Here is a 12046-nt window from a genome sequence, read left to right on the forward strand (position 1 = left end):
TGGTCAGATTCGCCAGCATTAATAATTTACAGAGAAATGATTTTACTTATTCCTTTTTGGAAGCGGTATGGGTGGAGGTGTCTTTGCGTGATTACTATTCTTGATTTTGAGGCTTCAGGATTAGAACCGGATAGCTATCCAATCCAGGTGGCTTGGAATGTAGGTGATGAAATTACGTCATTCTTGATTAATCCAATGACAGCAGATGATTGGGATTGGTGGAGCAGTGAGTCTGAACTAGTTCACGGGATCCCACGGGATTTTTTAATTGAACATGGGAGTCATATTCAGGATGTGGCTGCAGCTATGGTAGAGCATCTTTCAGGTACACTGGTTTATTCTGATGCCGTTTCTTTCGATTCATTTTGGTGTCGTCGCTTGTTTGATGCAGCGGGTGTCCAGGATAAGCTATTGTGGCGTGATTTCTGGTTTCGGATCAATGAGGGAAGGCCCGATTCAATACCAAGCTCTATTTCTTGGGAGTGCGGTGAGTGGAGACGACAGTTAAAGCAAGAGGCTTTAAGAAATGTTATTTTACCGGAGCATAAGGCGGATAACGATGTTCGTATTCGGATGGAGATCTTCAGACTAGCCACATCAGGTTGATGTTTTGTAGCCGAGGCACCAGCAACCAGTAGTAACTTAATGCTTTATTGTACCTTAATTGCGTAAGGGAGATGTTATGTCTTATGAGCAGAAATTAAATGAATTCATCAAACACGTTGAAAGGCTGAGGCGTGTGAATCGAGTTGCAGTGATTAAGCAAAATAAAATCATGGACCAGCTCATGAAGAAAGTTGCTAAAATGGATGATGGGTTCCTCGTCAACGATCAGGTTATAAGTGAATTTTCCTCCCTGATTCCAAGTCGTCTGTATATCAGTTCAAAACATGATTTTGATTCAGCCTCTAAAGCTTTATGCCAAAAGATATTTAAAGACCGGATGCATATGCTCAATACGAGGCTAGAAACTCTATGGGATGGTGAGGGATGTTATCCCATCGCATCGCTTTTTGTAGTAATGCAAGCAAGTGAATTAGTTAGCATCTCAGCTAAACGGATTACTGCAGATACTGTGTCTAAAGGTGATAGAGCCTATATGAATTTGCTTGATGCTTTCAGAGATAATTTTGAAAGCTATAAATCATTTTTGGTAAGAGAAATTAAGAATTCGGAATATAAGGGGAAAGAAGACCTTATTTATGATGCGATATTATCAGAATATGAATTGTTTATGTATGAGTTAGAATGTCTTTGGTGCAAATCCGAGGTGAAAAATAAGAGGCAATTTCAGGGAGGCTTCAGAGCTCGTAAGGATACCTCAATTGCTCATAAGAAGGTTAAATGTAAAGAGCCCTCTATTCAGCTTTGTGATTCAAAAGAAGTTAAAAAGCTGGTTGATTTATTGAGAAACTCACAAAAGAAAAATCATGAGGTCTACATACCTTTGTTAGAAGATCTGCTCACCACTAACGGCCGGGCCTCTTTAGCAATGGTTCCAAAAAACTACAAAGATGTGCTGGTCAAATTCAGATTAAGGTTTCCGCACCTTTCGACTCTGGCCGACGAAATCGAAATGAATTTATGTCTATCTATGTTGGGTGGTTCTAAAGCACCTCTGAAACTCTTTGATTCAATGTATATCTTTGATGGTCCACCAGGGGTAGGGAAGACTGCGGCGCTACACTATTTGGCTAAAGAGTTTGGAGTAAAGCATAGGATCATCGGCGCTGCGGAGCTGACAAATGGGTTTGATATTTCCGGTCAATCACGTGGGTGGGGGACGGGAAAGCCGGGCCATGTTGCAAACCTTCTTATAGAAAACCGGATGCCAAATTGTTTAATTATAATGGATGAAATTGATAAAATGATTGAGGGGTCAAACAACTTTCCGCCAGCCCAACCGCTGTATACTTTACTGGAACGGATGAGTGCTAAACGGTTCAGGGATGAATTCTACGACTTTGAAATTGATGCGAGTTTCATAAATTGGGCCGCTACGTCAAATAACATTAAAAGGGTGCCTGAGCCGATTAGAGATAGAGCACACGTTATCAATGTTTCTTGTCCAAGTTTAGAGCAAAGAATCCAGATTTCATCGATCTTGTATGAAGATTTACTGGCAGAAAATAAGCAGGGGTGGGGCAAGTGTTTTTTTTCTGAAATAGGTGGTGATATCCCTTTTATAGTTGCGTCAGTAGATGGGATCTCAATCAGAGGGATGCAGCAGATCATTATGAGGTCCATTTCATTAGTAGCTAATCGCGTTGAAGGACAAAAGATCACTTCAGAACAGTTAGAACTGAAAGACACAGATGTGTTGGCAGCTATCCAAATGTTAGGGATGAAGGGCGACTCTAAATCTCAAAATGGGATTGGGTTTATTCTTAATTAGGCTGCCAGCAAAGTGCCAGCACTTTTTCCAGCAGACACGAATCAGGTGCTGGCACCTTATTTTCCAACGTTTCTTGGGGGGTGAGGGTTCTCTCAGAAGTTGCATCGTGAAGGGCTGCCAGCAAAGTGCCAGCACTTTTTCCAGCAGACACGAATCAGGTGCTGGCACCTTATTTTCCAACGTTTCTTGGGGGGTGAGGGTTCTCTAAGAAGTTGCATCGTGAAGGGATGCCAGCAAAGTGCCAGCACTTTTTCCAGCAGACACGAATCAGGTGCTGGCACCTTATTTTCCAACGTTTCTTGGGTGGTGAGGGTTCTCTCAGAAGTTGCATCGTGAAGGGATGCCAGCAAAGTGCCAGCACTTTTTCCAGCAGGCACGAATCAGGTGCTGGCACCTTATTTCTCAACGTTTCTTGGGTGGTGAGGGGCTCTCAGAAATTGCGGTATGAAGATTTGCCAGCAAAGTGCCAGCATTTTTTGCCAGCAGATACAAATTACATGCTGGCACTTTGGTTGTTGTTGGTTTTTTAACGGGCTGAGTTCTTCAATGAATGTCAAATATGGTTGCCAGCACTTTTGCCAGCAACGTAATGAATGGTTCTATAAATTCAGGTTTTCAGAGTTGAACGGGTAAAGTTAACGGGTAGTTGTAACGGGTACTTTTTTATTTACCCGTTAAGATAGGGAAGGGGTCGTCTTACCATGAACAATTGAATGTGCCTTTTAAAGTCGCCGAAAACGTCCAAAAAACCATGGGTCTGAAATTGATAGGGTTTAACTATAATGGGTTAGCTCTACCTAAGGATGATTTATGAAAATGATGTCAGATTATATTTTCTGGTAAATGGCAGCTATAGGTTTATTCCAATGGGTTTGATCGAATAACGTTATTTTTTGCTGCCAAATAAATTTAAGGGGTGATGGCATCAAGGAATCAAAACCCGGAACTTTGACGACTATCAATGAGGCTCAGGTCTCTGCTTGGTTTTCTCTCAAGATATCTTCTGTAGGCATTCTTCTGATTAAAGGCTTAAGGCGTAAGTCGATCTGATTGTAAGAGATGATTCTTGGGTCGGTACAGATCACAGGGAAGCGGCTGATGACGTAATGTTCAATTTTGTCGAGTCCAAGCGCTCCTTTGAGCAAATGTTCGCGTTTTTCTTCCTTGGCTAGTGCACGACGGTAATAGTTTACTCGTGAGCGGTTGTAGCGAACGAATAGCTTTCGGTCGTTCTCTACCTTGGCCAGGTCAATCCAATTGTTTTTACACTGAAAGTTATAAATCACTCCACAATGCGTAGTGACCACATCAAACTCCTTGCGATTAATCCGTTTTATGTCGGTGACATGAAAGCCTATCGTTTCGAGGTCTCGTTTGATCATGTCCTCAAAAATGAATCCACTATGAATTTGGAATCGGCGACGGCTTCCAAGATGTACATTCTTGAAGACGTAGAGAAAACGCATTAGAAGATTGACGTTAGATACCACCATATCACCTAAGTTGATGAAAGGCTCAAAAGCATTTGTATTTCTGGCATAATTGCTAGGCACATTCACTAGCAGTAGTTCTAGCTCATCTGGGTTAAGGCGTGTCTGTGCGAGTAGCATCACCCGGAACTTGGTCTTTGGTATTTCAATGAAATAATCATCTCTACACTGTCGGGAAAATGCGATTATTAATTGTGCCATCGTCGAGAAATCAGAATCATTAAGACCAAACGTTGCGTAAGCTGCTTGAATCAATTTTACGGCGTTACGCAACTCAGATGCAGAAAAGATCTTTTTGGGATCAATGTTCTCCAATTTTGGTTGAATGAATTGATCTGGACGTAGTTCGGCCATGGCATGGATGGAGGCTCGTTCAGGTTCTAGGTACAACCCTTCCAAAGTCTCGAATGAGTGACTGGCCATCGCGCCAGTCTCACCGACTTCCAAACTGAAATTATCCAAAGTCTCTAAAAGGATAAGTTGTTGATGAAAGCTAGTGATCGAGATACAGCTTTGTTCAATTTGGGGCAGAAGGACATTCAGTGTGTCGAGCGATGTTAGGATCTTTTGCCCTCGGCATGCATAGGGCATGGTGTATAGCAATGAAACAAGATGACGACGGCGTGACTGGAAATACTTCACCGCGCCTCCCACTCGGTCGAGTGCTATCCCGTCGCCAAAGGATGTCTGACCATGCATTCGGAATGAACTAGCGATACTTCCAATTTGCAGCATAGTGAGCAAATAGCGCCGTACTACCGCTGGTTCGAAATGGGGTGATAGAATTTGCTTCACAATCTGCCAAGCAGGCTCTGGATTGGAGATGAAACGGTCATCGATCAGAATCGTCAGTAGGCGCTCACTCAAGCCAGGATCCTCAATCTCGAATAAAGGAATGTTGATGAATTCTTCGATTGCCTGGATCGTCCCATGGAGGGCCTTAATTGCATGCGGTAACTGGTACTGTGATAAAACTGAGATAATACCCTGACTATGAAGTGCCAGTTGGGTTTCAATCAGGGCTCTCACCTCGTTCCCCTCAACACGTCGAGTCGAGAAGGGATTGGGATCCATATCCCCAACAATATTATTGTTCATATCCTCAGAGTACACACAATATATGATCCTTATAACTTTATTTTCAATTTGATAAAGCATCGAACGTAGATGCAGGATTGCATGAATGGGCTAATGCGGACATTCACAAATGGAGATGTATGGTCTATGCTCTATTATTAGGGGTGGAATCTTCATATATGAATAGGCATGAGTACATCCAGCAGATTATTAAGTCACTTACTTGGCTGTCGACTGAAGTGTCTGTTAGTAACTCCATGAACTTTACTGACATTAATGTTCACTCTGAGAATTTCTATCGAGATTTGCTTAATCTTGCTTTTGATTATGAACTAGTGAATATCAATATTCTTGACCAAAATGCCGCAGCTATAGATCTTGGTGATGAAAAAAATAGTATCGCTATCCAGATCACTTCCACATCAGGTCTAGTCAAGACAACTCATACTGTAACAAAATTTATTGATAAGAAGTTATATCAAAAATACGGCAGGCTGATCATTCTCAATATAGGTGAAAAGGTGGATCATAGGGCTTCAAAAGTTGGGGATGCCAGTGCCTATGAGTTAGATACTAAGTCAGATATTTGGGGTATTAAAGAATTAAGTGCTAAGATCAATAATTTGCCAACACCAAGGCTAAAGCAGGTGTGTGATTTTTTGAATGAAGAATTACACATGAAGCCAGTTGGTGCTGTGCCAAAAAATGTTTCAACTATAATTAACCTGATCGAGCTAATTAGTGATGAAGAGCATCCTGAAGTTGGAAATGGGTGCTTGGAAGAGCCATTTCCCACCGAGAAAATATACAAGAGATTTGCTGACCATTCAGTATTTCTTGAGAAAGAATACCTGACACTATATCAAGATTATGGAGCAGTATTGGATTCTGTCGAAAAAGAAGCAGATATTAGTCCTGTAAAGCTTCGTCGTGCTGCTCAACACCTCAAGAGCTTCAGTGATAGTGTTCTCACCGAGTGTAATGCTGATCCTAAGGTTGCGATCAATAAGATCGTAGAATATTTCACAAACGCACTTCAATCAAAAGGGTGTGGTTTTGATACTGGTGCCGTTGAATTCTATATAATTAAACAGTTGATTATGTGTAATGTGTTTCCAAATAAAGAGGCATCGAATGGCTAGTCTTATATCTAAAAATGAAGATATGACAAAATCTGCACCTTATATCGGCTTTGAAATATTAAAGCTGCTGAAGGACAGTGGTGAATCACGCTTAAGTATATTTGATATTGCAAAAAAACTTCGTAAAACCAACAAGACAAGTGCTAGAAGTATTTATTACGGGATGTTGTTTCTATACTCACTTGATATCGTTGATTTTGACGAACCGTATGTAATTCAAAATGTTGAAAGTTAGAAAGCTCTACAGCAAGCCAGAAACTTTTTCCCCTATCTCTTTTGTTGATGGGTTTAACTTAGTGATGGGCGAAACTACTGAGGGTGACATTAAAACTAACGGTGTTGGTAAATCTATGGCTATAGAGTTTTTGAACTATGGTCTATTAAAACGCCATAGCGATAGTCGTGTGTCACTCATATCAGGAAATGACCTCTCAAATAAAACAGTTGTATGTTTGGATTTTGAAATTGGACCGCACAAAATCACCACGATGCGAAGTATTGAAACACCAGAATGTCCGACTCTAATAATTGACGGAGAAAGTAAGACCTATTCTAATTTAAGTGATGCAACTGAGCATCTAACAGTGCTGCTTTATGAATCCTCGGACGTTGAAAATGTTCCTTCTGTTCGTCAAATGATGGGGCCGCTTATTCGAGATGAGGGCTCAGAGTTTAAATCAATAATAAATTGCTTTGATACTGATAAGCGGATACCACCTGACTATACGCCGCATTTGTTTTTACTTCACATAGACCCGAAACCGTATACAGAAGCCAAGAATCTCTACAAGCAAATACAAATTGTATCTAAGGCTAGAAAGAAGATGGAAGATAGCATCGAGGCCATCACTGAGAAAAAAGTGTCTGAATCAAAATCAGACCTTAACGAGCTGGAAAGCCAAGTGAGACTAATACAGCGTGATATTGACCAGTTGGAAAACATAGAGGGTTTTGACGTTGTAAAAGAGGAAATTATTGCTGTTGAAAACGAGCTTGAACAAGAGCGTTCACGGCAAGGCGTGCTTAGATCAGAGCTGTCAAAAATAAAGCTATTTCGTGGTGATAATTATATAGATCAAGAAGAAGTTGCTGAACTATATAACCAATTCAAGGAAGGCTTGGGTGATCTGATCAAGAAAGAAATTCAGGAAGTTTCAGCTTTCAAACAAAAAATTGATAACTTCCAAAGAACATTGATTGATAATCGCAGAGGTTCAATTGATGAGGACCTTAAAGCAATAGGCGGTAGGATAATCGCCCTAAATCGGATTTATAAGGAAAAGCTATCGCTTCTGGATCAAGAAGGTTTTTTAAAGAGCCTTAAGCAGACTATTGCAATACATCATCAGAAGATTGAAGAACATTCTGCGTTGTCATCCTTTATCAATAAATATAATGACTACGACTCTGAGCACAAAAACAAAAAAAGAGACAGGGACGAACAAGTTTACCTTCTTGAAAGTTATGTGAACGATTCCATCGGCAATGTGGAATCGGCGGAAAAGGCCATACTCGACATTCACGAATACGTTTATGGTAATCGAAAAGGCTCTTTTGATATCAGTGTTTCAAAGAAAGCTGAAATTGTTAATTTTGATCTTCGTATTGATTCAGATGGGAGTCACAGCATCAACCGAGAAAAGGTGTTCCTTTATGACTTGGCTTTGTTGCTAGATGCAAATGCAAGTGATCGTCACCCTGGATTACTAGTTCATGATAATATTTTTGATGTGGACCAAGACACGCTTATTAAGAGTATGAACTACATTTCAGATAACATGAGTTTATTGCAAGATAAGCAATACATTCTAACCATCAATAGTGACAAATTCAGTGAATCAGATCATGAACTTTTAAAGTTTAATGTAGATGATTATTCAAGGGCAGCATACACGAAGGCCAACAAGTTCTTGAAGATGAATTATCAGGAACTCTCAAGAAAATGAGTTTGGCTAAAGCAGCTAACAAATGCTGGGCTTGGATAAGAAGGTATTGAGCTTGTTATAGGGGAGGATGATGTGCTGTATAAGTACAGGGGAATAAAAGAATTTCGCTACTTCGTTGATATTGTGCTGAACAAGCGGTTTTATGCGGCACCGTATTTTGATCTTAATGACCCTATGGAAGGGCACTACTTATATAACTCTGGTGAGCTTGATTCTGATGTAAGGGATCTCATAAAGAGTCAAAAAGAAAAGCTTCGGATTTGTTCTTTGTCAAAGGTGGCAGATAATGAACTAATGTGGTCTCACTATGCAGAAGGACATCGAGGCGTTGCAATTGGGGTGACGGTTAATGAAAGCAAGCACGCAGTTGTTCCAGTTGATTATGATGGCCCACTACAAATAGAGCGGGTTGGTATTCATAACGCTACAGCTCAAGAGATTTTATCCCACAAGTTGAAGGTATGGTCTTATGAGGAGGAGGTGCGTGTTTTTATTCGGAATAAGCAGTATGTAGATGTCAAAGTGGAAGAAGTCCTGTTGGGTCGCAGTATGAGCAAGCAAGATATTGGTTTTATTAAAAAGCTCATTGCTAGTGTTGATGAAAGCATTGAAGTGAAGGGTGCTTCCAGTAAATACGATTGATTGAGGAGATTAGGCCGCCATCAATATTTTCAACTCGTCATCAGTCAGGGGGTTTTCGAGAACCATTCTGATTTCAAATTCATACCAGCCAACAGATCTTATGCTGCGACCAACCTTTTCGGGATAATAGTCCAATTTTATGCCGCGATACCATGTTGATTTAGATACTCCGACTAGGCGCAACACCTCAGGTAGGCGCACGATGCGTAAATCCTCGATCGGACGGCCTTCAGTGATTCTTTGTTTGGTTTGAAATAACATAGTGTGGCAGATGTTACTGTTCTGATTTTTCGATACCAAACCAACCTTGTATCTAATAGGATAGGTTGATATCTTTTTAACATATCAAAAGCACGGTATAAATGACGGTATTTTTGAGACTAAATATAAGGGTGTTTTCTGATCCTTTGGTATTTATAGGTTTTATTGGTTGTTCGAGTCCTGCTCAGGGAGCCATATACAAAGGCCGGCAATTTGCCGGCCTTTTTTTCTCTACTGCGGATTATATTGAAACTGGCTCTATGGTGAGTCGTTACATGTCATTGTTTTTTCAATCATGATGGTTTTAAGCCGCTCTGTTAATTTGCATTTGTTCTCAGGTTTGCTTGGCCAGTATCACCGCTCTGTTGTGAAATAATTCACACTGTTCTCGCATACTTTTACCTAGGATTTTCGCCTAGACGCAGTGATGGGGCTGCGTGGCTCTGAATCAATGACCTGACCGTGGAGACGCGGACAGGATTTATTCTTCAATAGCCGTAATATATAACGGTTTTATAAGGTGTTTGCTTGCTTGATAATGGGCGGGCAAGAGGCTACTGTACGTTCGTTAGATTTCTGTATTGACGGGAAGCAGGCAGATCTATTTTTTTATGCAGCATGGGACGGGAACTATGAAAACTTACTTTTGGCTAACTAAAAAACTTAATAACTTATTGATGTTTGGCTCTCTGTTGATGCTATTGGGAGTTCTTGCACCTCTCTCTGTAGAGGCCGCGATTGGTGATCGACTGGAGGTTACATCCAGTGGGGCAATGCTCTATGCCGGTCCCGCATCCTCTGCGGCCAGGGTATCCCGGCTTTCTGTTGGTGATCAGATGGTGGAAATGGAGCGTCAGGGTGGCTGGGTATTCGTCTCGGTGAAGCAGAGTGGCGCACAGGGTTGGATTGATTCCAGTGTCGTGCGAAAAGCTGTTATGAAGCCTAAGCGTGTAGAAAAAACAAGAGTGATTAAGAAAGGTAAAACAGTCACCGTAAGAAAGATTGCCGAAAGGCCAATCAAGGTTCCGGATCTGCCGGTAGTAACCCGCACTGTGGCACTTAAAGAGCTCGGCTATCGCAAGGGTATTATGTTTGAGGGCGCCTATATCCACTCCAAGACCGTCTTCTTTGATGCGCCGATGGATTCCCAGATCGCTTATGGCTCCTTTAAAATGCTTTTCCGTGCTACGCCGACACTGCACAAGTTAGCCAATGTTCGGGTATCTATTAATGATATGCCGTATAAACAGATCAATATTCCGGCAGGTGAGGGCTTGCATGAGATGGATGTGCTGCTGCCATCATCCGCATTTCAAGGCAAGCTGGTTAAGGTTACCATCGTTACATCACTACCGGTCTCCGATGACCGCTGTTTTGATGATCGTCTGAATGATGTGTTTCTGCATGTTCTGCCTGAATCAACACTGAATATATCCTATCAGCCGGTAGAGAAGTCTATCCGTGATGCATGGCGTCTGCTGCCTCAGGATGTCACGATCTCTCTCTCCAGCGGTGCGTTGGGTAAGAGTCAGTTTGCTTCAGCGCTGGCGCTGATGGCGATGCTGGTTGATGACGAGAAGAGAGTGAAGCTCGTTCGTCTGCCAGAGGTTGGTAATATTGTTATTGCACCGAAGTCGGAGATCGAGTCTCTGATTCGTCAGAAGCTGCTTATGCAGGATGATGGTAAGCCGATGGCTGAGGCAGGAAAGTCACTGGATCACGTCAGCAATCTCGCCCTGATGCGTCTGCCTAACCGTTCCGTACTTGTGGTGACCGATCCTTATGATATTCAGCCAATGTACCTGCTTAATGATGCCTGGAAGCTGACTGCTGCAGGCGATCATTACCGCGTCTTCAAGCCTGACAACCTGCTTGCCTACAGCGAAATGCTGGGCACAGAGGGTGATGCCGGTTACTACTCGTTGCCACTGGATAAGCTGGGTATGAATCTGGAAGCCAAGGCTCTGACCAGAGAGGTGAGCTGGCAGACTGTGATCAGCCCATTTGTGATTCCTCTGGGGACACGTCCGGACTTTATGCTGCTGAATATCGTGGCACCGGTACGCTGGGAGAAGGATCCAACCTATGAGCTGTATGTATTCCTTAATGATGTACTTGTTAAATCTGCCCGCCTTGAGAATACAGGTCTGAAGCAGCAGTTTACCGTTAACCTGCCGAGTGAATATCAGAAGCAGTACAACGATATCCGTGTGGTTGTGCAGCATGACATTGAGATAGGCGATTGCCGGGCTGTGATGCCTCACGATTATGTGCAGGTGACTCCGGACAGTGCGCTGGTTGTGAAGCGGGAAGAGAGTTCAGCACCGCAGAAATTCTCTGATCTTTCACGTTACTTCCTGCACGGGTTTGATACCTATCTCTCTTTTGATTATCTCGAGAAGCCTGAGCATGTGTTGCAGCTGATGGCGCGTCTGGCAGCGGATTTCCCTCTGATGATTGATCACACCCGTGTCCATTTTGTCGAGAAGGGTTCAATGCTTAAACCTGAAGGTCCATTCGTGGCAGTGGGTAACTTCCCACTTAGCGAAGAGATCGAAGCACCTGTTCGGTTTGATCAGGGACGTGTGAAGATTGTTTCGCCTAACGGTGAGTCCTATTTCGATGTCAACAGGCTACCTCATATTACTGTGGCCGAGATTGCCAAATCGTTTGACTCTTATGGCCTATGGATTAATCCATCTGATTCGGTTGAAGGTCCTCCGATGATTGAGAGGATTGATCTGGCTGAGGATGATGTTGCCTTTATCGATGCCAATGGCGTCATCAAAACCATGGATAGTAGTGAGCCGTCACTGGCTCAGGTCTACTACCCGGATGTTGAGAACTGGTTCGATGTACTGGGTAAATATCGTTTCTGGTTGATGGTTCTGTTGTGGTTCCTGCTGACTATGGTTGTGGTATACCTCTATCGTATGTCCAGAGCTAACAAGATGGCGCGTGAAGAGGATGATGCGCTCTATCAGGAAGAGGAAGCCAGAATGCAGGGCGATCATGCAGCACACATGCATGAAGATCACACCATCCATCCAACCGATTCTTTGGATCATCTTGATGAGAAAAGGTGATTTGAGG

At 42.5% G+C, this 12046-nt stretch carries 9 protein-coding genes; 7 read left to right on the forward strand and 2 right to left on the reverse strand.

Features of this window, described 5'->3' with window-relative positions:
• Positions 1-87: 87 nt before the first annotated feature.
• Both F3F96_RS02355 and F3F96_RS02360 read left to right on the forward strand, forming a co-directional pair.
• The gene (locus F3F96_RS02355) at positions 88-606 is read left to right on the forward strand and encodes a hypothetical protein (RefSeq protein ID WP_176961626.1); all 519 of its coding nucleotides are present in this window, start codon (positions 88-90) and stop codon (positions 604-606) included.
• 76 nt (positions 607-682) lie between these two features.
• Positions 683-2395 (forward strand): AAA family ATPase, encoded by a 1713-nt coding sequence (locus tag F3F96_RS02360; RefSeq protein WP_176961627.1) that lies wholly within the window; start codon positions 683-685, stop codon positions 2393-2395.
• Between the two features lie 968 nt (positions 2396-3363).
• On the opposite strand, the gene F3F96_RS02365 is transcribed toward F3F96_RS02360, so the two are convergent.
• The gene (locus F3F96_RS02365) at positions 3364-4983 is read right to left on the reverse strand and encodes a hypothetical protein (protein ID WP_176961628.1); all 1620 of its coding nucleotides are present in this window, start codon (positions 4981-4983) and stop codon (positions 3364-3366) included.
• A gap of 119 nt (positions 4984-5102) precedes the next feature.
• Here F3F96_RS02365 and F3F96_RS02370 point away from each other — a divergent pair, with 119 nt between their 5' ends.
• The 4 genes from F3F96_RS02370 (at position 5103) to F3F96_RS02385 (ending at position 8692) form a co-directional block, all read left to right on the forward strand.
• Positions 5103-6104 carry an SMEK domain-containing protein gene (locus F3F96_RS02370; RefSeq protein ID WP_206675250.1) on the forward strand — a complete coding sequence of 334 codons (1002 nt, stop codon included), beginning with the start codon at positions 5103-5105 and terminating at the stop codon, positions 6102-6104.
• Positions 6097-6339, forward strand: coding sequence for a hypothetical protein (locus F3F96_RS02375; protein ID WP_176961629.1), 243 nt, complete (start codon positions 6097-6099; stop codon positions 6337-6339). The genes F3F96_RS02370 and F3F96_RS02375 overlap by 8 nt, the downstream gene beginning before the upstream one ends.
• Positions 6326-8050, forward strand: a complete 1725-nt coding sequence (locus F3F96_RS02380) for a DUF2326 domain-containing protein (protein WP_176961630.1) — start codon at positions 6326-6328, stop codon at positions 8048-8050. The genes F3F96_RS02375 and F3F96_RS02380 overlap by 14 nt, the downstream gene beginning before the upstream one ends.
• A 72-nt stretch (positions 8051-8122) precedes the next feature.
• Positions 8123-8692, forward strand: coding sequence for a DUF2971 domain-containing protein (locus F3F96_RS02385; protein WP_206675251.1), 570 nt, complete (start codon positions 8123-8125; stop codon positions 8690-8692).
• A gap of 9 nt (positions 8693-8701) precedes the next feature.
• Here F3F96_RS02385 and F3F96_RS02390 read toward each other — a convergent pair whose 3' ends face one another.
• Positions 8702-8953: an AlpA family transcriptional regulator gene (locus F3F96_RS02390; protein ID WP_176961631.1), complete on the reverse strand. Its 252-nt coding sequence runs from the start codon at positions 8951-8953 to the stop codon at positions 8702-8704.
• A gap of 677 nt (positions 8954-9630) precedes the next feature.
• Here F3F96_RS02390 and F3F96_RS02395 point away from each other — a divergent pair.
• Positions 9631-12039: a cellulose biosynthesis cyclic di-GMP-binding regulatory protein BcsB gene (locus F3F96_RS02395; protein ID WP_176961632.1), complete on the forward strand. Its 2409-nt coding sequence runs from the start codon at positions 9631-9633 to the stop codon at positions 12037-12039.
• The last annotated feature ends 7 nt before the right edge of the window (positions 12040-12046 follow it).

This window comes from Mariprofundus sp. NF, from assembly GCF_013387455.1.
GTDB lineage: Bacteria > Pseudomonadota > Zetaproteobacteria > Mariprofundales > Mariprofundaceae > Mariprofundus.